This window comes from Psychrobacillus sp. NPDC096389, from assembly GCF_044762855.1.
GTDB lineage: Bacteria > Bacillota > Bacilli > Bacillales_A > Planococcaceae > Psychrobacillus.
Genome location: NZ_JBIWFB010000003.1, coordinates 187,242 through 209,125, shown reverse-complemented (window position 1 = coordinate 209,125; position 21,884 = coordinate 187,242). Strand labels below are relative to the sequence as shown.

Genomic DNA, 21,884 nt, shown 5'->3' with positions numbered 1-21,884 from the left:
TTAAGGTACATTAACAATATACTTAGTTAGAGGTGAATAGGATGAAAAAAGTTTTAGGACCGTTAGTAATAATCATTGTGATTATAGCGATTTTTGCAGCAATATTAATACCGAGTTATAACGGTTTTGTGAATGGCGAAGAAGACGTGAATAGTGCTTATGCCCAAGTGGAAAATCAGTTGCAACGTCGTTTAGATTTAATTCCAAACTTAGTGAATACAGTAAAAGGTTTCGCATCGCATGAAAAAGAAGTACTTAGTAACATCGCGGATGCGCGTTCCAACTTAGCGGGTGCGAATACGCCGGAAGAACAAGCAGCAGCAAATGATCAATTATCCGGCGCTTTAAGCAGATTATTAGTAGTTGTAGAAAATTATCCAGAATTAAAAGCGGATGCGAACTTCAAACAATTAATGGATGAGCTTGCTGGGACGGAAAATCGTTTATCAGTAGCAAGACAAGACTATAATGCAGTAGTTGCTGGTTACAACAAAAAAGTAAAACGTATGCCTGGAAGTATTGTTGCTTCTATTTTTGGTTTTGATGAAAAAGAATATTTCAAAGCGGACGCAGCTGCACAGGATGCCCCAGTAGTGGACTTTGAAGGAGATGGGGAGTAATGAGTAAAGTTGCGCGTTTGCTTATAGCTGCGCTACTTATATTTGTTTCCATCCCAATAGTAGCTATGGCTGCTTCAGATATACCAAAGCAGATACCTGGAGAATCATATGTGCAAGATTATGAAGGCTTTTTATCTGAGTCGACTAAGCAACAAGTAGAACAATTAGGCAAACAATTGGATGACGCAACAGGCGCACAAATTGTTGTAATGATTATCAACTCTTTAAATGGACAGAATGTTAATCAGTTTAGCGTGGATGTCATACGAGAGTGGGGAATTGGTGATCCAAAAAAGAATAATGGTGTGTTGCTTGTAATTGAAACAGATCCTACAAAGCAAGGTCAACGCGACGTATATATTACAGTAGGTCAAGGTCTTGAAGGTGCTTTGCCTGATGGAAAAATTGGGCGAATAATTGATGAATATACGTTGCCTTTTTTAGAACAGGGTTCTGTCGATGACGCGGTTCTTTCCACATATCAAGTGCTATACAATGAAGTTGCAACAGAATACGGCTGGGACGGAGAACTAGTAGAACCGAAAGATCCTAATGCATCAGATGGCGGCTTCTCGTTTTCTACGATCATTATCATCATCGTTGTTATTTATCTCATTTACACGATGATGTCTGGTGGTCGTGGTGGCGGCGGTGGGAGACCAGGATCTGGTGGAGGACGCCCGAGAACGAGAATGTATGGACCAGGAAGTTTCGGAGGTGGCTTTGGCGGCTTCGGAGGCGGAAGCGGAAGAAGTTCGGGCGGTGGTTTCGGAGGATTTGGCGGAGGTAGCTCCGGAGGCGGTGGAGCAGGACGCAAGTGGTAATCCATTAATGAAAAAAGCCCTTTCGAGGGCTTTTTTCTGTTATTAATTGTCCGCAAATTCATCAAGCATCAGCTTGAGCTCCTCATATAAGAAAACATGCGGTTCTGTAGTGATGTCACCAGCAATTCCAAGGTTAGAATCGGGAGCGAACACCAAAATTCCATCTTCGTATAATGTAATAGTATACAAAGTCGTTTCTTGATCCACATCGTTTGTTAGGTATATCTGATAATTTTCAATCTGAGGGAGCAGTTCAGCCCTTTCATTGGTCTCTTGCTCAGTTGTTTCTTTAATGGGAAGAAGGTTAATTTTGTTCATGATGGCTTTAATTTGTTTTGTATTGGATGTACATCCCGACTCAAATTCTACTTTACCTTGTTGATCGGCCATGCGCCCATTGAAGCAAAGTGTGTCGAAAGAAACGTCAATCGATGGTGTTCTTACATCCCCGACATATGCTTTAAAACTAGCTATTTTCTCTCGAAGCCCTATGTCTTCACCATCTTTAATCATATTATACCTTCCTATTTTTCCGGGTTCTGTTGTAGAAAAGATAAATTCTTCTCGTATTGTATGATAAATTTTCTGTCCTTGGCTGTTTGTTAAGGATACCTCTATTATAGATCGATAAATATTCGGATAATCTTTCTCCTGTTTAATGTCCACGTTTTCTAAATGCATTTCTAAATCTGTATCCTCTAAATAATGATTATACTTGAACACCAAAACGGAAGAAATCACATGTTTCAACTCATCCTCCGTAAAGTATTCACCGAAAGCAGTATAATAATAATCTATATAATCTTTGTATTCCTTTGATTGCAGCAGTTGATCATACTCTTCTTGGCTCTTTGTATCTGTGTTACTTTGGAGGTTGAACCAATCATTTTTTAAACGTATGAGCTCCTTGTCTGGTCCGTTGTATTCCCTCTCTAATACTGCTCTAATAACTTCTGCATTAGAAAGTGGTTTAGCTGATTTCTCTGACTCCAAAGGATTAGCAAAAGTAAAGAATAGAAAAGAGGCAATTGCAATGATTGCTAATGAAATAAAAGCAGGAAATATAGGACGTTTTCTCTTTTTTACCATTCTATCCTTTAAGGCTATCCAAGTGTTATTCTTTGCTTTTTCGGAGCGCTGGACGTCTTTCATTTCTTCAAAAAGCTCATCGAATTCGTTTGATGGTTCCATTTGTATGGCCTCCTTCCTGATGAAATTCCTTTTTGAGTGCTACAAGTGCTCTTGTCATTTTCATCTTTACTTTTGCTTCCGTCCAGCCGAGTATATAGGCTGTTTCTTTGATGGAACATTCCTGTATTTTGCGCAGGAGCAACACTTCCTGGTAGTCTTTTTTTAATTTACTTAAGGCGTCATACATTTTAGCGAGCTGTTCTTTTTGTTCAAATCGGCTCTCTGGTGACATTGCGTTTATTTCTAAATCATGTTCTTTATCAAAAGTGAAAAATTGAATAACTCTTTTCCTTCGAAAATAGTCATAGGTTACATTACGTGCTATTTTTAATAGCCAAGTGGCAGTAGAGGCCTGTTTATTAAAAGAATCTAGACCTTTATATGCTTTATAAAAAGTTTCTTGTGTAAGATCTTCGGCACATTCTTTATGACGGACAAGTAAGTATATATAGTTGTAAATTCTATCGCTATGCTCTTTGTAAAGCTCTTCCATTCCCATCTTTTGACCTCCCCTTATGGCTATAGACGAAGCATCGAATAAAAAGTATCACTTTAATTGTAACCTTTATAAGGAATAAGAAATTTAAAAGGACTATAATAAAAATGAATCAATAATTTTTTGGAAGGATGGTATGTAATGGAAGTTTATTTCTATACAAGACCCGGCTGTCATTTATGTGATGATGCTAGACTTATGTTGAAACTTGTCCAAGAAGATGTTTCATTTGAAATAAAGGAAGTAAATATTGAAGAAGATGAGGTACTTCATGAAAAATATATGTTGATGATTCCAGTCATTGAGTTGGAAGGGAAAATTATTCAATTTGGTCAAATAGATTACCCAACAATTCTGGATGCATTACTTAGATGATGCTCCAGAATTTTTTGAAGTTTTTGGGAATCGCAAGATAGATAGCCAGAATCGCAAAATACGACCTACGAATCGCAAGATCCCCGCTCAGAATCGCAAAATAGCAGTCCGAAATCGCAAGATCCAAGCCCAAAATCGCAAAATCCACACCTTTATTCACAAAAAAGACAAAAAGTAATACACTTCAGTTGCGGAATTGCATATTCTATTATATGATGATTTATAGAAATTCACTTTTTTTTTAACTAAGTGGGACATTTTTTGACTAAGTGGGACAAAAACGTCATAACCAATGAGGAAGTGAAATATGGAATCATTGCTCACTGCTCAGCTAAAGCTAATACCGGAAATGAGTGAGTTGTTACAAAAGAGGTATCGAATACTTCAAACAATTCAGCTGACGAAAGGGATTGGCAGGCGAGTTTTAGGGGAACAATTAGGGTTGTCAGAAAGAGATACTCGAAAAGAGTTAGATACTTTGAGAAACCAAGGTTTAATCGATATTTCAAGAGACGGCGGAGCAATAACTCCTAAAGGAACACAATTATTAATTGACTTAAAAGAAGTTGTAAGAGTGTGGTCAGGAAGATTACAACTGGAACAACAACTAGAAAAACATTTACACATTAAAGAAGTAATTATTGTACCTGGAAATGTAGATACTAATACAAATACGGCCATGCTTTTATCACAAGAAGCAGCCAAGTATTTGGAAAGTATATTAACAGACGAAAAAATAGTCGCGGTTACAGGTGGTTCTACGATTGCTTCCATAACAAATTTTGTACAAGAAACAACGAAGTGGAAACAGTTACTGTTTATCGCTGCTCGAGGTGGAGTCGGAAAAGATGTTTCCTTTCAAGCAAATACGATTGCTTCCCTTTTTGCGGGGAAAATGAATGGAACATACCGAACCTTATATATGCCGGATAGTTTAAGTGAAGAAGCGTACACTACGATGAAGAAAGAGCCTTTCATTCAAGAAATGATGGATCTATACGAAAGAACCAATATTGTCATTCATGGCATTGGCGACGCGGAAGAAATGGCTCGTAGAAGAAATACAAACGAGCAAGAAATCGAGCGCTTAAAAGAAGCAGGCTCGGTCAGTGAAGCATTCGGCTATTATTTTAATGAACAAGGCGAAGCAGTTCACCGCATTCGAACAATTGGTATTCAGTTAAAACAGTTACAACATATAGAGCATTTACTTGCAGTTGCTGGTGGTGCAAAAAAAGCAAAAGCATTATTGTCTTACTTTAAACAAGCACCGAAGCAAACTGTGCTAGTAACAGATGAAGGTGCGGCAAATGAAATGATGAAAATCATCACAGAAACCAATTAGGAGGAATTTAACATGACAGTAAAATTAGCGATTAATGGATTTGGACGTATTGGACGTAAAGTATTTAGAGAAGCATTATTAAAAAATGATATAGAAGTAGTAGCGATCAATGACTTAACAGATGCAGCAATGCTTGCACATCTACTTAAATATGACTCCGTACACGGAATTTTAGATGCAAAAGTATCTTCAGAAGGCGAATACTTAGTGGTTAATGGGAAAAATATTCGAGTTCTTGCAGAGAAAGACCCAGCTGCACTTCCTTGGAAAGAGCTAGAAATCGATATCGTTATCGAATCTACTGGAATTTTCAGCACGAAAGAAAAAGCTGGCAAACATATTGAAGCAGGAGCGAAAAAAGTTATTTTATCTGCTCCAGCAAAAGATGATATGGCTACATTTGTAATGGGAGTAAATGAAGACAAATACGATCCAACAACAGATCATATCGTGTCAAATGCTTCTTGTACAACAAACTGTCTATCACCACTTGCAAAAGTGTTATCTGATAAATTTGGTATTAAACGTGGAATGATGACGACTGTTCACTCATACACAAATGACCAACGTATTTTAGATTTACCACATAGTGATTACCGTCGTGCTCGTGCAGCGGCAGAATCTATGATTCCAACGACAACAGGAGCAGCTTCAGCTGTAGCGAAAGTGCTTCCTCAACTAAAAGGAAAATTAGACGGTATGGCAATCCGCGTACCAACACCAAATGTTTCATTAGTAGACTTTGTTGCGGAGCTAGACAAAGAAGTAACAGTAGACGAAATTAATAACGTATTAAAAGAAGCAGCTGAAAATGAATTAAAAGGCATTTTGGCATTTAGCGAACTTCCATTAGTTTCAATTGACTATAATGGAAACACTGCTTCATCAACAGTAGATGGACTTTCTACAATGGTGCTTGGAGATAATATGGTGAAAGTATTATCTTGGTATGATAACGAATCAGGTTACTCTGCTCGTTGTATCGACCTTGCATTACTGATGGCTGAGCGCGGACTTTAATTTGTAAGGAAGAACCTCTATAATATAAGAGGGTAAAAGGAGCAAGGGTTACCCCTCGCTCCTTTTTTATACATAACAAGGGGGCTTATTCCATGAAGGAAAAACAATCATTAAGCGATGTAACTTTACAAGGAAAGCGTGTGTTTTGTCGAGTAGACTTTAACGTACCAATGGAAGACGGAGCAATTACAGATGATACTCGCATCCGTGCAGCATTACCGACGATTAACTATTTAATCGAACAAGGGGCGAAAGTAATTTTAGCTAGTCATATGGGACGCCCAAAAGGGGAAGTAAAAGAAGAGCTACGTTTGACAAAAGTAGGAGAGCATTTAGCGACACTTTTGAATAAGCCTGTAAAAAAATTAGATGAATCCATCGGACAAGCAGTGGAAGAAGCTGTTTCTGCAATGACAGATGGCGACGTTATTTTACTAGAAAATGTCCGTTTCCATGCGGGAGAAGAAAAAAATGATGCGGAGCTTGCAAAAGCATTTGCTTCTCTTGCAGATGTATATGTCAATGATGCATTTGGTGCTGCACACCGCGCCCATGCAACGACAGAAGGTATTGCGAAATTATTACCAGCTGTATCGGGATTATTAATGGAAAAAGAGTTAGATGTATTAGGTAAAGCATTATCCAATCCAGAACGTCCATTTACTGCTATTATCGGTGGGGCAAAAGTAAAAGATAAAATTGGTGTAATCGATCATTTATTAGATAAAGTAGATAATATTTTAATCGGTGGAGGATTATCGTATACATTTACGAAAGCACAAGGAAATGATATCGGTACTTCTCTTTTAGAAGAAGACAAAATCGAGTTAGCGAAAGGATTTATTGAGAAAGCGAAAGAAAAAGGTGTTTCTTTCTATTTACCAGTAGATGTTGTCGTAGCAGATGGGTTTTCAAAAGATGCCAACACAAAAGTGGTGGATATCGACCAAATTCCATCTGACTGGATGGGGTTAGATATCGGACCGAAAACAGCTGCACTATATGCGGATGTTATTAAAAATAGTAAGCTCATCATTTGGAATGGCCCAATGGGTGTATTTGAAATGGAAGCTTTTGCAAATGGAACAAAAGGTGTTGCAGAAGCAATGGCTGAAACGGCTGGATATACAATTATCGGCGGTGGAGATTCAGCTGCTGCAGTAGAGAAATTCGATGTTGCCAATAAAATGGACCATATTTCTACTGGTGGAGGAGCTTCTCTTGAGTTTATGGAAGGCAAAGACTTACCAGGCGTATCTGCTTTAAACGATAAGTAATGGAGGAGAATGTATATGCGTAAACCTATTATTGCAGGAAATTGGAAAATGTATAAAACACTTTCAGAAGCGAAAGATTTTGCTCAAGAGCTAAAAGAAAAACAAGTAGATAGCAGCAAAGTGGATGCGGTTATTTGTGCACCGGCGCTATTTTTAGATCAATTGGTGCAAGTAGCGAAAGATTCTTTTATCGGGATCGGTGCTCAAACAATGCATGAAGAAAAAGAAGGGGCATTTACTGGAGAAGTAAGCGGCCACCAATTGCAAGATTTAGGAGTTAACTATGTCGTTATCGGACATTCCGAAAGACGCCAATATTTCAATGAAACAGATGAATCTGTTCAGAAAAAAGTACAAGCGGCTTTTGAAAATAACTTAACTCCGATTATTTGCGTAGGCGAAACATTAGAAGAGCGCGAGCAAAATGAAACAGTAAATATTGTATCTGCACAAGTAATGGCAGCATTAGAAGGACTATCGGAAGAAAATGTGGAAAACTCCGTTATCGCTTATGAGCCAATTTGGGCGATCGGAACTGGGAAAACAGCAACTGCTGACGATGCAAATGATGTATGCCAAGCGATTCGTGAAACAATTCTCGATGGATTTGGAGAAGAAGTTGCAAGCAAAGTGCGCATTCAATATGGCGGAAGTGTAAAACCGGAAAATATTGAAGAATTGCTTTCAAAAGAGCATATCGATGGAGCTCTAGTAGGGGGAGCAAGTTTACAAGTAGATTCTTTCGTAAAATTATTGGAGGCTGGACAAAATGCCTAAAAGTCCAGTAGCCTTAATCATTTTAGATGGATTCGGACTGCGCCATGAAGCATTCGGAAATGCGGTCGCACAAGCAAATAAACCAAATTATGATCGCTATTGGAAAGACTTTGCCAATGCTACATTGATCGCATCTGGTGAAGCAGTAGGATTACCGGAAGGACAAATGGGAAACTCCGAAGTTGGGCATATGAATATCGGAGCGGGAAGAATTGTCTATCAAAACTTAACGCGTATTCATAAGTCTATTCGAGAAGGCGAATTCTTTATAGAGCCTAAGCTTTTAGCTGCAATTGAGCATGTAAAACAAACGGGTGGCAAGTTGCATTTGATGGGGCTACTATCTGATGGTGGCGTCCACAGTCACTACACGCATTTATTTGCTTTATTGAAGCTAGCAAAGGAGCAAGGGCTACAAGACGTATTCGTTCATGGCTTTTTAGACGGGCGAGATGTAGGACCTCAAACGGCTGTTGGCTTTGTCGAAGAAACGGAAAAGCAAATGAAAGAAATCGGGGTTGGAAAATTTGCTTCCATCAGTGGCCGCTATTATGCCATGGACCGTGACCGTCGTTGGGAACGTGTTGAACTTGCTTACCGAGCACTTGTAGACGGTATAGGAAGAACTGCAGAATCTGCAACAGCTGGTATTTTGAAGTCTTACGAAGAAGATGTGACGGATGAATTTGTATTGCCTTTTGTCATTGAAGAAAATGCAAAGCCGGCAGTAACAATCGATTCTGGAGATGCGGTTATCTTCTTTAATTTCCGTCCAGATCGTGCTATTCAATTATCGATGGCCTTGAATACTCCTACATTTGACAGTTTTGCACTAAGTGAAAAGCATCCAACGAATTTGAAGTTTGTAACATTTACCCACTATAGCGACGATGTTGTTTCAGATGTGGTATTTGAAAAAGGAAACTTAAATAACACGATAGGTGAGGTACTCTCCAAGCGCGGTAAAACTCAGCTGCGTATTGCGGAAACGGAAAAATATCCGCATGTAACATTTTTTATGAGTGGAAGTCGTGAGGAACCATTCCCTGGAGAACAACGAATTTTGATCAATTCTCCTAAAGTGGCAACTTATGATTTGCAACCAGAAATGAGCGCATATGAAGTAACAGACGCGCTTCTAAAGGAAATTGCCAATGATAAGTTCGACGCTATCATTTTAAACTTTGCCAACCCAGATATGGTTGGTCATAGTGGAATGCTCGAACCAACCATTAAGGCAATTGAAACAGTGGATGAATGCTTAGGAAAAGTAGTAGATGCTATTTTAGCAAAAGGTGGAAAAGCTATTATTACAGCAGACCACGGAAATTCAGACGAAGTAACAACACTAGAAGGGCAACCAATGACTGCACATACAACAAATCCAGTGCCAGTTATTGTCACACAAAAAGAAATTTCGCTTCGTTCTGACGGAATTTTAGCCGATTTAGCACCAACCATGTTACACTTGTTAGGGATAGAAACACCACCTGAAATGACAGGTAAAACACTAATCGAAACGGAGAGTTAAAAATGCCAATTATTACACATTTACAAGCTCGTGAAGTATTAGATTCACGCGGGAATCCAACAGTAGAAGTAGAGGTTTTTACAGATAGCGGAGCATTTGGTCGTGCAATCGTTCCATCTGGCGCATCTACTGGTGAATATGAAGCAGTAGAACTTCGTGATGGTGACAAAGAAAGATACCTAGGGAAAGGTGTTTTAAAAGCAGTTGATAACGTAAATAATATCATTGCTGCAGAATTAGAAGAGAACTTTTCGGTTCTTGACCAAGTAGGAATTGACCAAGCGATGATTGAATTAGATGGTACAGAAAATAAAGGAAACCTAGGTGCAAATGCAATTTTAGGTGTATCGATTGCCGTAGCACATGCTGCAGCTGACTATTTAGATATTCCTTTGTATCAATACCTGGGCGGATTCAATGCAAAACAACTACCAGTTCCAATGATGAACATTGTTAACGGTGGGGAACACGCAGACAATAACGTAGACATTCAAGAATTCATGGTTATGCCGGTTGGAGCAGAATCATTCCGTCATGCATTACGCATGGGAGCTGAAATTTTCCATAGCTTAAAAGCAGTTTTAAAAGAAGCAGGATTAAACACAGCAGTTGGAGACGAAGGTGGATTTGCACCGAACTTGAAATCGAACGAAGAAGCACTTTCTACGATCATGACTGCTATTGAAAAAGCTGGTTACAAACCAGGTGAAGAAGTACTTCTAGCAATGGACGTTGCCTCTTCTGAATTATTCAACAAAGAAGACGGAAAATATCATTTAGCTGGTGAAGGTGTAGTAAAAACTTCAGAAGAAATGGTAGCTTGGTATGAAGAGCTTTGCGAAAAATACCCAATCGTTTCTATTGAAGACGGTTTAGACGAAAACGACTGGGCAGGTCATAAATTACTGACAGAACGTTTAGGTAAAAAAGTTCAATTAGTTGGAGACGACTTATTCGTTACAAATACGAAAAAATTAGCACAAGGAATTGAACAAGGCGTTGGAAACTCGATTCTTGTGAAAGTAAACCAAATTGGTACTTTAACAGAAACTTTTGATGCAATCGAAATGGCCAAACGTGCTGGTTATACAGCAGTTATTTCTCACCGTTCGGGCGAATCAGAAGACGTAACAATTGCAGATATCGCAGTTGCTACAAACGCTGGTCAAATTAAAACGGGTGCACCATCTCGTTCAGACCGCGTAGCAAAATACAACCAATTACTACGTATTGAAGACCAACTAGATACAACAGCTCAATACTTAGGAAAAGATACTTTTTATAACTTAAAAAAATGATTAAAAAAGCTACTTAACGACACTTGTTGTTAAGTAGCTTTTTTCAGTTAAAACAAATAAGGTCCAATTAAGAAAAATAAAACGGTTAAGTTCATAAAGGTTGTATAAACGACAAATACATTAAAATTATCTTCCGATACCTTTTCACGAAGTATATAGATAGGTACAGTGGAAAGAATGCTTGAGAGCAGCAATAAAATCACAAAATGCCAATTTTCCGTTATAAAGGGAATATGGGATATGAGATTTTCGATAGAAGTGAAGTTAAATAAAAAATAAATTTGAATCACAGGTAATGCAACTATATGTACAAAAAATGCAATGGTATGGGAATGAGCATGTTTCCTCTTCAGCAAAATGAGTAAAGTGACATAGGTTAAGATTAAAGCAGTGACGATCCAAACAAATGATAAAAGGATAAGAATAAATCCATAGAACAGCTTTTCAATTAGTTTGTATAATGCCGCTTTATAATCTCCCTTCATAATCCCGCTGCTAGCTTGTACTTTTAATTCATCAGCAGATGAATAGGCAAGAGATCGATTTGCACCGCTCATTTTTAAATAAGCTACAGTTTGCTCATTCAAAAGAATAGGCCGTTCATATCGACCTTCTGATTTCGTAACTGCATGAGCTTGAATGGTCGTTTCAGAAAAATCACCTACAAAAACTTTCGTAACTTTTTCTCCAGAAGAATCAGTGAACGTGGAGGAAAACGTGATGATTGGTCCTTGTTTTCCCGGGAAAATAGTCGGAGCCTGAATATGTTTTAATAACAGAGCTGTTTGACCCTCAACAAAGGATAATTTGTTAAAAATAGGTGATTGATCCACGGAAAGATCGAATGATGCCATTTCGATATTCTGTGTACTCGTCCCGCCAGCGGATACTTTTTTATCTAATAGCAAAAAGTAATTAGTAGCTGATTGTTGGATAATTTGCATCGAGGAAAGAATCTCTGTTGCATTTATCTCAAATTGAAAAAGTTGATTCGACTCATCAGATAAGTTATATAAAGTAAATAGACTAGTTTTTTCATTTTTTGTTACAACAAAGATTTGGTCCTCAAAAATTTGAACAAATTCCACAGGCTCGCTCATATTGTAATGGCGGTCTTCGGCAGAAAAAGGACTGTTTAAAACGATGATTTTTTGATCATCGGTCCAATATACTATCCTATCTTCTGTCTTAGCAAAATCTAATACGTTTGGAGCAATTGTTTTTTCTCCGTCTGAGCTACTCCAATGAATCAGCGCATTATCCTTTATATAATAAGAATTTGTATCATCGTTCCAACTGTTTGCATATGTATTAAACGCGTCTATTGTCCGTTTCTCTTCGCAATCCAAATCCATATTACAAGATAGCACTATTTGCTTTTTGAAATTCTTCATACTTATTGTATAGCCATTTTCTGTTGGTACGCTTTGCAATTTGGAGAAATTACTTTCAATTGTGTCTACCGGAAAAGACCGACTCCACTGCTCGGATGGAAGTTCCGTTTGAATTTGTAGGGAAATCCAATACTGGAATCCAAATAAGCATAATACGATTAGTGTACAGATGATGATTAGTTTATTTTTCAACGTAAGCCTTCCTTTTTAGTTCAAATTTCATTGCTTTCTAATATCTTTAAATTCGATATAACCTAGGCTAATTCCTTTATTTAATAAATGTAAGTAGGAAAGATACAAGTTAAGTGTATGATATTTATGCTAGATTGTTGTATGTTTGCACACTTTTTGAGATGGAAAATCGTTAGTTGGAAATTCGGGCTGTTTAGTTGGAATCTGGAGTTACTTAGTTAGAATGCCCAGTAAAATGGAAGTGCCAGATAGATTAATTTTCTTAAAGAGTTGTATGTTCGCACACTTTTTGGTAAAATTACTTATGTTGTGAACGTTTTATCAGGAGGTGGAACAAATGCATACGTTACTTATGATTTTACTTGTCATTGTATCGCTCGCATTAATCGTTGTTGTATTGTTACAATCGGGGAAAAGTGCAGGTCTCTCAGGAGCCATCTCTGGTGGAGCTGAACAACTTTTTGGAAAACAAAAAGCTCGAGGCATGGACCTTGTGTTACATAGAATAACGGTTGTACTTGCAGTGTTATTTTTTATTTTGACAATTGCTATTACAAGATTTTAATAATTGATTCTAACCGAACCGCCTGACCGACATCTGCTTGGTTAGGCGTTTTCTTTTACATATAATAGTTGTGTAGTTGATTGGAGGTATTTATTATGAAAATTTCAACACCAAAACCATTTTTCTTTGAGGCTGGAAAACGTGCTGTTCTATTGCTGCATGGGTTTACAGGGAATTCATCGGACGTTCGCATGCTTGGTCGTTTCTTAGAGAAAAACGGATACACATCACTTGCGCCGCACTATAAAGGACATGGCGTACCGCCGGAAGAGTTGCTAGAAACCGGTCCAAAAGACTGGTGGAAAGATGTCATGCGTGGCTATGACCGTTTAAAAGCGGAAGGCTATGAAGAAATTGCCGTAGCTGGACTTTCACTGGGAGGAGTATTTTCACTCAAATTAGGGTATACAGTTCCTGTGAAGGGAATTGTCACGATGTGCTCTCCGATGACGATGAAGACAACAGACGTTATGTTCGAAGGAGTATTAAAATACGCCAAAGAATATAAGAAGTATGAAGGAAAAACAGAAGCGCAAATAGAAGAAGAAGTAGAAGCAATTCGAAAAATGCCCATGGAGACGCTGTCGGAACTAAGAGAGTTTGTCTACAATGTGCGTGATCATGTCGATCATATATACGCACCACTACTTGTCACCCAAGGCAAGAAAGATACGGTCATTGATATAAATTCGGCAAATACCATTTTTGAACAAGCAGAATCATTGGAGAAACAACTAAATTGGTATGAAAACTCCGGCCATGTCATTACACTTGGTCCGGAAAAAGAACAATTACATGAAGATATATTAAACTTTTTAGAGTCGCTTGATTGGAATGTGTAAAACAGTCCAAATGTGCACACGCTGAAAAAGGAGGGATGATTACATGGAAAATATGAAAGAAAAATTATTAGAATTAATGCAAACAGAAGAATATAAACCATTAACAACAAAAGAATTAGAGGACCATTTTGCATTAGAAGATGCAGAAGACTTTAAAGAATTCGTCAAAACTCTTGTTCAAATGGAAGAAGAAGGACTCGTTGTACGCTCAAGATCCAATCGTTATGGTACACCAGCTCGAATGAATTTAGTAGTTGGGAAATTTATCGGCCATGCCAAAGGATTCGGCTTCGTTGCACCAGAAGAAGATGGGATGGATGATATTTTTATCCCACCGACGGAAGTGAATGGAGCAGTGAACGGAGACAAAGTGCTTGTTCGTGTGTCCCGTGAATCACATGGTGACCGTAGTGAAGGTTCCATTATTAAAATTACACAAAGAGGCATTACTCAAGTTGTCGGAACGTTCCAAGACAATCGAGGGTTTGGCTTTGTTATCCCTGACGATAAAAAAGTGCCAATGGACGTATTTATCGCAAAAGGTGATACATTAGGTGCCATTGAAGGGCATAAAGTAGTCGTAGAAATTACGGAATGGCCAAATGAAAGAAAATCTGCAACAGGAATGGTAACGAAAATTCTTGGACATAAAAATGATCCAGGTGTCGATATTTTATCCATTATTTATAAGCACGGCATTACAATCGACTTCCCACAAGAAGTGGTTAACCAAGCAGAAGCAGTTCCAGATGAAATTGATGAAAAAGATTTGGAGAATCGCAGAGATTTGCGAGAGGAAGTAATCGTCACAATTGATGGAGCAGATGCAAAAGATTTAGATGATGCGGTTACTGTAACGAAGCTACCGGACGGTACATATAAACTAGGCGTACATATTGCGGACGTTAGTCATTATGTGACAGAAGGTTCCCCGATTGATCGCGAAGCGTATGACCGCGGTACGAGTGTGTACTTAGCAGACCGTGTTATTCCGATGATTCCACACCGTCTATCAAACGGGATTTGCTCATTGAACCCGCAAGTAGATCGTTTAACATTATCTTGTGAGATGATCATTAACGGGTCTGGTACGGTCGTATCTCATGAAATTTTCCAAAGTGTGATTCGGACAACTGAACGTATGACTTACCACGATGTATTTAAAATATTAGAAGAAAAAGATGCAGCGTTAATGGAGCGTTACGAGCCTTTAGTGCCAATGTTTGAACTGATGGGTGAACTTGCTGCGATTTTAAGAGAAAAGCGTCAAGAACGTGGAGCAATCGACTTTGACTTCCAAGAAGCAAAAATTCTTGTAGATGAAGACGGCTGGCCAACAGATATTGCAACACGCGAACGTACAGTTGCAGAACGTCTAATCGAAGAATTTATGCTTGTTGCCAATGAAACAGTAGCAGAGCATTTTAAATGGATGGACGTCCCATTTATTTATCGTATTCACGAAGATCCAAAGCCAGAAAAACTACAACGCTTTTTCGCATTCCTAACGAATTTTGGTCTTGTTGTTAAAGGAACGGGCAATGAAGTACATCCGAAAGCACTACAAGAAATTATTGAAAATATTGAAGGTATGCCGGAAGAACCTGTTATTTCTACCATGCTATTACGCTCTCTACAACAAGCAAAATATTATGGGGAATGTTTAGGACATTTTGGTTTATCTACTGAGTTCTATACGCATTTCACATCTCCAATTCGACGTTATCCCGATTTAATCGTTCATCGACTAATCCGAACGTACTTAGTAAATGGAGATGTAAGCTCAGCAACCATTAATCATTGGGGAGCAATCATCGATGATATCGCCGAGCACACATCGAAACGTGAACGCCGCGCAGTAGATGCAGAACGCGATACGGATGCGCTGAAAAAAGCTCAATATATGTCCGATAAAATCGGTGAAGAATTCGAAGGTATTATTAGCTCTGTTACAAACTTCGGTATGTTCGTCGAGCTGCCAAATACAATTGAAGGACTTGTGCACGTCACGAATATGACAGATGATTATTATCGATTTGATGATCGCCAAATGATCATGATCGGTGAACGTTCAGGCAAGCAATTCCGAATCGGTGATGAAGTAACGGTTCGTGTATCCGAAGTAAAACCAGAAGAATCAGCGATCGATTTTGAAATCGTCGGCATGAAAAAAGCATTCCATCGAACGAGAAAAGAAGCACCAAAAGTAATTCATGCAAAGAAAAAAGAAGGCGCAGGAAGAAGAAGTTCCTCTCAACCAGGCCCGAAAAAAGAAGTAAAACAGAAAAAGAAATTTTACGAATCCGTTGCCAAAAAATCGCAACGTCGTAAACGACCAAAGAAGAAAAAATAAAAGGAGCGCTTAGTCGCTCCTCGTAAGCTTTAAAGAGGTGAATGAGATGGCAGCAAAGAAGCATGACGATAAAGTGCTGGCACAAAACAAAAAAGCAAGCCATGATTACTTTATCGAAGAAACAATCGAAGCAGGCATTGTATTGCAAGGGACCGAAATAAAATCCATCCGTAACGGAAAAGTCCAACTAAAAGATGCCTTCGTACGCATCCGTAATAACGAAGCATGGATTTCCAATATGCATATTAGCCCGTACGAGCAAGGAAATCGCTTCAACCATGACCCATTACGATCTCGAAAACTACTTTTACATAAAAAACAGATCAATACATTAATCGGTGAAACAAAACGAGAAGGCTACACAATCGTTCCGTTAAAAATGTATGTGAAAAATGGCTATGCAAAAGTATTAATCGGCCTAGGTAAAGGGAAGAAAGACTACGACAAACGAGATGTCTTGAAGAAAAAAGAAGCCAAGCGCGATATGGAAAGAGCGTTCAAAGAGCGCAATCAATAAGGACTCTCCATTATTGGTAAGATGTATCACTTGAAAATTGACCATTTTTGATGTATAGTTAGCTATGTAACAAAGCTTACATTATTCCATAAACGGGGACGTTATGGATTCGACAGGGATAGTCTGAGCTTGAGTTGCGCGTCGGAGGCTCGGCTCCGCAAAAACGGACTTTATAATAACAGGCAAAACAAACAACAACTTAGCATTCGCAGCGTAAGCTCGGATCTGCTTTATCTATCCATCGCCCATGTGGCTAGGTAGAGCTCACTCTTAGTGGGATACGGTTGGCAGTGCCACTTGAGCTGTCAGCAAGAGATTTCCAAGTTAGCGTACATGACGCCCGCTTGTCGGCATAGTGCTACGCGAAACCTAAATAGGCAAGATACACGCGTAGAAGCTTAAGTGTTAGAGTTTCTGGACGCGGGTTCAAATCCCGCCGTCTCCATAGTTGAATATCATGGAGTTTCATTGAACGTCATAAACCTTGTCATATCAAGGTTTGTGGCGTTTTTTAGTGTCATACAATTTCATTGGATTTCAACGAAATATAGTCAAAACATAGTCAATCCATAGTCAAAACCATAGTCAAAAACAGGGTCGAAACATCGATGAAATCAGGCTTTGTGAAATTGAATGATCAACGAAAATTCATCAAACCATAGTCAAAAGTCGAATTTAGTTCGATAGGTAGTTATTGAACTTTTCAATCGTGCTTGCCTTTGCTTGTTTCGTAACGTGTGCATAAACATCCAATGTTGTTTTCACGTCTTTATGTCCTAAACGAACCTGAACTTCTTTAATTGTCGCACCCGCCTCAAATAACAAAGAACAATGCGTATGACGTAATCCATGTGTCGTTATAGGTTCAAGCCGATACTTATCTAAAACACGTTTTAGCCATTGATATGTTTTATTGGGTTCGTGCAAATCGTTTTCTGTATTTGGAAATACAAGCTGACTTTTTATCAACGTGTTAAAACCGCGTTCTAAATATTTCTTTGCTTGTTCCTTCTTCCAACTCTTTAACAGTTTCATCGTAGTATCATCCATCTTTATCGTGCGTGGTAATCCGTTTTTAGTTGGTCCAAGGTAAAGACCTTGCTCACCACGTGCAACTGCTTTATTAATGCGTATTTCACTGTTGACGAAGTCAATGTCCCGCCACATCAATCCAAAGCCCTCGCTCTTACGCATACCGGAAAACGAGAGTAAATGGAAGAAAGCATAGCGTCGTAAATTATTTTCCTTTTTAAAGCAATTCAGCAACTCGATCAATTGTTCTCGCGTATAAAAGTTTTCCTCTTCGTCTTCCTCAAGAGAGATTCTTTTCTTCAGGATTGGGATTTCAACAAGGTCAAAAGGATTTTTATCAATCAAACCCCGCCTTATAGCAAATGTAATAACCATCGCTGCATACGCTTTAACCATATTAAACCTTTTTAACTTCTTGGCCCATTGATCCACGTGTTTTTGACACACAACCACATCAATCTTGTTGATTTTGTATTCGCCCATTGCCGGTAAAATATGATTTTTAAAAATACGAGAAGTTTTTAAAAACGTACTGTCTTGGACTGTGTTTTCATAGTGATCAATCCAAATGTGATAAATATCTTCGTAGGTTTCTACAGCTTGTTTTTTATACGTTCCATTGTTCACTTGTACCTTTAACTCTGCTAATGCATCTTGGGCTTCTTTCCTCGTTTTAAAGCCACGTCGTGTTGTCGTCATCTCTTTTCCTGTTAACGGATCTACACCCATATAAAGTTGAAACATAAAGCGGGTCTCATTGTTGTTTTTGAGCTTGTAGCTTTTAATTGTGTTATTACTCATCTGTATCCTCCTGAAGCTTACGGAGACAAGAGGATGTAGCGATACCGCTACATGTTTATTCTATACAACTATAGACGTCTTAACAAATAGGAGTTAGGCGGGAATGGATTACTGCATTTCCAACAAATCATGGTAAATACATTGATATTAATTTACTGAATGTTTCTGAAGAATTGGAACTTATTGTGATAAGATGTGTATATTGGTATTCAATACACGGATAAATTAGAGGAATGAGTTATCAGGAAAAATTGGATTTTATAATAGAAGGGTGGGTTAAGGGGTAATGAATAAAAATATTATCACAAAAATTGGCCGTGAAAATAAGTTGAGTCGCTATGTAGACGCTGAAGGTAAAGCCTTCAGTAGAGAAGAAATTATTAATAGTTGGAAGTGTTCGTACCGGGAAAGGGTATCCCGAAACAAAGGCGAGAACGGTTTACGTATACCTCAATTCGGAGCATTATCTGCAATACGTGCGCATTGGGCAACATCAAATGCACCAGCAACAATAGTTTTACCTACTGGAACAGGAAAGTCTGAAACAATGTACGCTACGATTATTTCTGAAAGAATACCTTCAACACTAATCATTGTACCGTCTAATCTATTAAGAGATCAAATCTTTGAAGGTGCAAGTCATTTCGGTATACTTTCGAAATTAGATATGGTTTCGAATGAAGTTATTTATCCAACTACACTTCTTTATAAGTCAAAAGTAGAGGATAAGGATGAAATTACTATGATTGATGCAATTGAGGAAGCTAATGTAGTTGTTTCAACCCCCGGTATGATTAAAAAAATGTCTACATCTGTTTGGGATAAACTAATTGAAAAAGTAGAAGTTGTAATCTTTGACGAAGCACATCATCTCGCCGCCCCTGACTGGAGAACAGTGAAAGAAAAACTTTTAGGAAAGAAGATTTTACAATTTACTGCCACTCCATTTAGAAATGATGGCAAAAAAATTGATGGTAAGATAATTTTTAATTATAGTTTGGGATTGGCACAGAAAGCTGGATATTTTAAACCAATCGACTTTTATCCAATACAAGAATTTGATGAGCGAAAGTCTGATGAAGAAATTGCCAAAACTGCTATTCAACATTTAGGTGAAGATTTGGTAGAAGGATATGAGCATATCCTTCTAGCGAGAGCGAAAAGTCGTAAACGCGCTGATGAGTTATATGAAAAAATATACTCTCAATATAAAGAGTATAATCCAGTTGTTATTCACACTGGTATTCCACCTGCGAGGAGAAATGAATACTTAAATCAAGTTAAAGCGGGTAAAGCGAAAATTGTTGTATGTGTAGATATGTTTGGTGAAGGGATTGATATTCCAACTCTTAAAATCGCAGCAATTCACGATAAATATAAGTCGCTTCCGATTACCCTTCAATTCATTGGACGATTTGCTCGAACAAGTGGTAATAATTTGGGCAACGCAAAGCTCATTACAAACGTAGCAATGGATGATTTGAAGGAATCCATTGAAGAGTTATATCGCCAAGATTCTGATTGGAATCAGCTTCTTAATATACATTCACATCAAGCTATTGATAAAGAAGTAGAACTCAGTGAATTTATTAGTAAGTTTGAAAAAGGCCATGTTAAGGAGATAGATTTATCACAACTAAAGATGAAAATAAGTACACGAATGTTTAAATATCCTTCAAAGAGAACTTTCGAAGACGGATGGAAACTAGTATTAAATCCGGATAGAACTACACCATTAATAAATGAAGTAGATTCTGTTTATATCTTCATTGAGGAAATTGAAACAAAAGTAGTCTGGTCAGATCAAAAGGATATTGTGAAATATGATTATGACTTCTTTGTTTTATTTTTTGATAAAGAGAATGGGATCATTCATATAAATGAAACTGATCCTGGAAAAGGAAATCGACTTGTAGAAAACATGTTTCCGGAAGCACTAGCAATTAAAGGGGATTCGATATATCGAAGCTTAGATGGGATTAATCGATTGATGATTGGTACTTTGGGATTAAAGCAACAACCTAGTGGCAGGATTAGCTTTAGAATGTTTGCTGGGACTGATATTAAGTCTGGAATTAGTGAGGCAGTTGTGTCAGGTTCAACAAAATCCAATTTATTCGGTTATGGTTATCAAGGTGGAGGACGCATTAGTATTGGTTGCTCGTATAAAGGAAAGGTCTGGATGCGCTGGGTAGAACGGATAAACTTTTGGACAAGTTGGTGTCAGGAAGTAGGCAAAAAAGTTTTGGATAATACTATTGATACGAATAATATTTTAGAGAATTCTCTTACTTTAGAAGCTATTAAAGAATTTCCAGAAGGTGTCCCTTATAAAATATTGTTGCCGGAGTTGATCGAAGTTTCTAACTCCCGAACAAGACAGTTGTATATGCCTAAAGAACAAAAGTATTATCCATTTTTTCAAGCAAATTTAAAGAATCCTTGTATAGTTAATGGGAATCTTCGTTTTGAGTTTTGGATAAATGCAAGAAATTTTATATTTGAGCAAATTATCACTGAAACCTCCTATAGTTTTAAGCAAATCGAGGGTGAAGAGCTAAGAGTAAAATCTGGTAATAAAACTTATGAAATGACTGATTTTCTGTACGAATATTCACCGGAAATATCGTTCATAAAAAGTGATGGAACAATTTCTGTAGTTCAAGAAAATTTAAAGACAGTTATCAAACCAAAAAGTAATATCGAATTGCCATCAGACTCTTTCTTTACTATTGACTGGGATGGATTGGGAGTAGATATTAAAGCTGAATCTCAAGGAAGAGAAAGAAAAATTGATTCAATTCAATACGCTACGATACATAACATTGTAGATCAGACATCAGATATTATTTTTGATGATGATGGATCGGGAGAAATTGCAGATGTAGTTTCAATTAAAATTGATATGGAACATCGAAAACTAGTATTTCATCTGTATCATTGCAAATACTCACACGGAGAATTTCCCGGTGCAAGGGTTTTAGACTTATATGAGGTATGTGGTCAAGCCGAAAAATCAATTATGTGGAATGATAATGTCTTTGAAATTATTCAAAGAATGATAGAGCGAGAAAATATGAGACAAAGAAGCCATGACGAAACACGGTTTGAGAAGGGGGACATACAAACCCTACATACGTTGAAAAAAATGGTGAAATCTGGTTTTGAAACGGAATTTGAAATATCAATTGTTCAACCGGGGGTCTCGATATCGAAAATTTCAAGTTCAATGAAACAAATTATCTTAGCAACTGATGCATACTTAAAAGATACTTATGGTTTACGTTTAACATGTTATTTTAGTAATTAACTTTGGTCCATGAGGCGGTCTTGAATAGGGGATGATTAACTGTAAGCTCTCTGCTTTACGCAGGGTTTTCGAGGATGACTATATATTGTGATTGGTTCGTAGCATTTTAACTTTGGGGCTATTC

At 37.9% G+C, this 21,884-nt stretch carries 18 protein-coding genes and 1 other RNA gene; 15 read left to right on the top strand and 4 right to left on the bottom strand.

Annotation, left to right across the window (positions count from 1 at the left end; translation table 11 throughout):
• The first annotated feature begins 41 nt into the window (after positions 1-41).
• A complete protein-coding gene (locus ACIQ38_RS10330; RefSeq protein WP_402821931.1) occupies positions 42-620 on the top strand; it encodes a LemA family protein in 579 nt (192 codons plus the stop codon).
• Complete coding sequence (locus ACIQ38_RS10325) at positions 620-1,444, top strand: TPM domain-containing protein (RefSeq protein WP_402821928.1); 825 nt, start codon at positions 620-622, stop codon at positions 1,442-1,444. Before ACIQ38_RS10330 ends, ACIQ38_RS10325 begins: the two co-directional genes overlap by 1 nt.
• 42 nt (positions 1,445-1,486) lie before the next feature.
• Here ACIQ38_RS10325 and ACIQ38_RS10320 read toward each other — a convergent pair whose 3' ends face one another.
• Positions 1,487-2,635 carry a hypothetical protein gene (locus tag ACIQ38_RS10320; RefSeq protein WP_402821925.1) on the bottom strand — a complete coding sequence of 383 codons (1,149 nt, stop codon included), beginning with the start codon at positions 2,633-2,635 and terminating at the stop codon, positions 1,487-1,489.
• On the bottom strand, positions 2,610-3,134 hold the full coding sequence (locus tag ACIQ38_RS10315; protein ID WP_402821922.1) for an RNA polymerase sigma factor: 525 nt from the start codon (positions 3,132-3,134) through the stop codon (positions 2,610-2,612). The genes ACIQ38_RS10320 and ACIQ38_RS10315 overlap by 26 nt, the downstream gene beginning before the upstream one ends.
• A gap of 138 nt (positions 3,135-3,272) precedes the next feature.
• Here ACIQ38_RS10315 and ACIQ38_RS10310 point away from each other — a divergent pair, with 138 nt between their 5' ends.
• The 7 genes from ACIQ38_RS10310 to eno all read left to right on the top strand — a co-directional run bounded on the left by ACIQ38_RS10310 (position 3,273) and on the right by eno (position 10,754).
• Positions 3,273-3,506 (top strand): glutaredoxin family protein, encoded by a 234-nt coding sequence (locus tag ACIQ38_RS10310; protein ID WP_402821919.1) that lies wholly within the window; start codon positions 3,273-3,275, stop codon positions 3,504-3,506.
• A gap of 307 nt (positions 3,507-3,813) precedes the next feature.
• Positions 3,814-4,851 carry a sugar-binding transcriptional regulator gene (locus tag ACIQ38_RS10305; RefSeq protein ID WP_402821916.1) on the top strand — a complete coding sequence of 346 codons (1,038 nt, stop codon included), beginning with the start codon at positions 3,814-3,816 and terminating at the stop codon, positions 4,849-4,851.
• 12 nt (positions 4,852-4,863) lie between these two features.
• Positions 4,864-5,871, top strand: coding sequence for a type I glyceraldehyde-3-phosphate dehydrogenase (gap, locus tag ACIQ38_RS10300; RefSeq protein WP_402821913.1), 1,008 nt, complete (start codon positions 4,864-4,866; stop codon positions 5,869-5,871).
• A gap of 92 nt (positions 5,872-5,963) precedes the next feature.
• Positions 5,964-7,148 (top strand): phosphoglycerate kinase, encoded by a 1,185-nt coding sequence (locus ACIQ38_RS10295; RefSeq protein WP_402821910.1) that lies wholly within the window; start codon positions 5,964-5,966, stop codon positions 7,146-7,148.
• A gap of 15 nt (positions 7,149-7,163) precedes the next feature.
• Positions 7,164-7,925 (top strand): triose-phosphate isomerase, encoded by a 762-nt coding sequence (gene tpiA / locus ACIQ38_RS10290; protein WP_402821907.1) that lies wholly within the window; start codon positions 7,164-7,166, stop codon positions 7,923-7,925.
• Positions 7,918-9,456, top strand: a complete 1,539-nt coding sequence (gene gpmI, locus ACIQ38_RS10285; RefSeq protein ID WP_402821904.1) for a 2,3-bisphosphoglycerate-independent phosphoglycerate mutase — start codon at positions 7,918-7,920, stop codon at positions 9,454-9,456. Before tpiA ends, gpmI begins: the two co-directional genes overlap by 8 nt.
• Before the next feature lie 2 nt (positions 9,457-9,458).
• Complete coding sequence (eno, locus tag ACIQ38_RS10280; RefSeq protein ID WP_402821901.1) at positions 9,459-10,754, top strand: phosphopyruvate hydratase; 1,296 nt, start codon at positions 9,459-9,461, stop codon at positions 10,752-10,754.
• Positions 10,755-10,801: 47 nt separating this feature from the next.
• Here the strand turns inward: eno and ACIQ38_RS10275 are convergent, their stop codons facing one another.
• Complete coding sequence (locus tag ACIQ38_RS10275) at positions 10,802-12,340, bottom strand: hypothetical protein (RefSeq protein WP_402821898.1); 1,539 nt, start codon at positions 12,338-12,340, stop codon at positions 10,802-10,804.
• Positions 12,341-12,677: 337 nt separating this feature from the next.
• On the opposite strand from ACIQ38_RS10275, the gene secG reads away from it, so the two are divergent.
• The 5 genes from secG to ssrA all read left to right on the top strand — a co-directional run bounded on the left by secG (position 12,678) and on the right by ssrA (position 17,065).
• Positions 12,678-12,905: a preprotein translocase subunit SecG gene (gene secG, locus ACIQ38_RS10270; RefSeq protein WP_402821895.1), complete on the top strand. Its 228-nt coding sequence runs from the start codon at positions 12,678-12,680 to the stop codon at positions 12,903-12,905.
• Between the two features lie 95 nt (positions 12,906-13,000).
• Positions 13,001-13,747, top strand: a complete 747-nt coding sequence (locus ACIQ38_RS10265) for an alpha/beta hydrolase (protein ID WP_402821891.1) — start codon at positions 13,001-13,003, stop codon at positions 13,745-13,747.
• Positions 13,748-13,790: 43 nt separating this feature from the next.
• Positions 13,791-16,100 carry a ribonuclease R gene (rnr, locus tag ACIQ38_RS10260; protein WP_402821888.1) on the top strand — a complete coding sequence of 770 codons (2,310 nt, stop codon included), beginning with the start codon at positions 13,791-13,793 and terminating at the stop codon, positions 16,098-16,100.
• A gap of 46 nt (positions 16,101-16,146) precedes the next feature.
• Positions 16,147-16,617, top strand: a complete 471-nt coding sequence (smpB, locus tag ACIQ38_RS10255) for an SsrA-binding protein SmpB (protein ID WP_142540004.1) — start codon at positions 16,147-16,149, stop codon at positions 16,615-16,617.
• 94 nt (positions 16,618-16,711) lie between these two features.
• Positions 16,712-17,065, top strand: a transfer-messenger RNA (tmRNA) gene (gene ssrA / locus ACIQ38_RS10250).
• Between the two features lie 227 nt (positions 17,066-17,292).
• Here the strand turns inward: ssrA and ACIQ38_RS10245 are convergent.
• Positions 17,293-18,450: a site-specific integrase gene (locus ACIQ38_RS10245; RefSeq protein ID WP_402821884.1), complete on the bottom strand. Its 1,158-nt coding sequence runs from the start codon at positions 18,448-18,450 to the stop codon at positions 17,293-17,295.
• A 286-nt stretch (positions 18,451-18,736) separates the two neighbouring features.
• Between ACIQ38_RS10245 and ACIQ38_RS10240 the strand changes: the two genes are divergently transcribed.
• The gene (locus ACIQ38_RS10240) at positions 18,737-21,760 is read left to right on the top strand and encodes a DEAD/DEAH box helicase (RefSeq protein WP_402821881.1); all 3,024 of its coding nucleotides are present in this window, start codon (positions 18,737-18,739) and stop codon (positions 21,758-21,760) included.
• The last annotated feature ends 124 nt before the right edge of the window (positions 21,761-21,884 follow it).

What these genes read in the sequence shown, in the direction of transcription:
- gpmI (WP_402821904.1), top strand. Translation starts at nt 7,918, where the DNA reads ATGCCTAAAAGTCCAGTAGCCTTAATCATTTTAGATGGATTCGGACTG.
- rnr (WP_402821888.1), top strand. Translation starts at nt 13,791, where the DNA reads ATGGAAAATATGAAAGAAAAATTATTAGAATTAATGCAAACAGAAGAA.
- ACIQ38_RS10265 (WP_402821891.1), top strand. Translation starts at nt 13,001, where the DNA reads ATGAAAATTTCAACACCAAAACCATTTTTCTTTGAGGCTGGAAAACGT.
- ACIQ38_RS10240 (WP_402821881.1), top strand. Translation starts at nt 18,737, where the DNA reads ATGAATAAAAATATTATCACAAAAATTGGCCGTGAAAATAAGTTGAGT.
- tpiA (WP_402821907.1), top strand. Translation starts at nt 7,164, where the DNA reads ATGCGTAAACCTATTATTGCAGGAAATTGGAAAATGTATAAAACACTT.
- smpB (WP_142540004.1), top strand. Translation starts at nt 16,147, where the DNA reads ATGGCAGCAAAGAAGCATGACGATAAAGTGCTGGCACAAAACAAAAAA.
- secG (WP_402821895.1), top strand. Translation starts at nt 12,678, where the DNA reads ATGCATACGTTACTTATGATTTTACTTGTCATTGTATCGCTCGCATTA.
- ACIQ38_RS10325 (WP_402821928.1), top strand. Translation starts at nt 620, where the DNA reads ATGAGTAAAGTTGCGCGTTTGCTTATAGCTGCGCTACTTATATTTGTT.
- ACIQ38_RS10310 (WP_402821919.1), top strand. Translation starts at nt 3,273, where the DNA reads ATGGAAGTTTATTTCTATACAAGACCCGGCTGTCATTTATGTGATGAT.
- ACIQ38_RS10330 (WP_402821931.1), top strand. Translation starts at nt 42, where the DNA reads ATGAAAAAAGTTTTAGGACCGTTAGTAATAATCATTGTGATTATAGCG.
- eno (WP_402821901.1), top strand. Translation starts at nt 9,459, where the DNA reads ATGCCAATTATTACACATTTACAAGCTCGTGAAGTATTAGATTCACGC.
- ACIQ38_RS10245 (WP_402821884.1), bottom strand. Translation starts at nt 18,450, where the DNA reads ATGAGTAATAACACAATTAAAAGCTACAAGCTCAAAAACAACAATGAG.
- ACIQ38_RS10295 (WP_402821910.1), top strand. Translation starts at nt 5,964, where the DNA reads ATGAAGGAAAAACAATCATTAAGCGATGTAACTTTACAAGGAAAGCGT.
- ACIQ38_RS10305 (WP_402821916.1), top strand. Translation starts at nt 3,814, where the DNA reads ATGGAATCATTGCTCACTGCTCAGCTAAAGCTAATACCGGAAATGAGT.
- ACIQ38_RS10320 (WP_402821925.1), bottom strand. Translation starts at nt 2,635, where the DNA reads ATGGAACCATCAAACGAATTCGATGAGCTTTTTGAAGAAATGAAAGAC.
- gap (WP_402821913.1), top strand. Translation starts at nt 4,864, where the DNA reads ATGACAGTAAAATTAGCGATTAATGGATTTGGACGTATTGGACGTAAA.
- ACIQ38_RS10315 (WP_402821922.1), bottom strand. Translation starts at nt 3,134, where the DNA reads ATGGGAATGGAAGAGCTTTACAAAGAGCATAGCGATAGAATTTACAAC.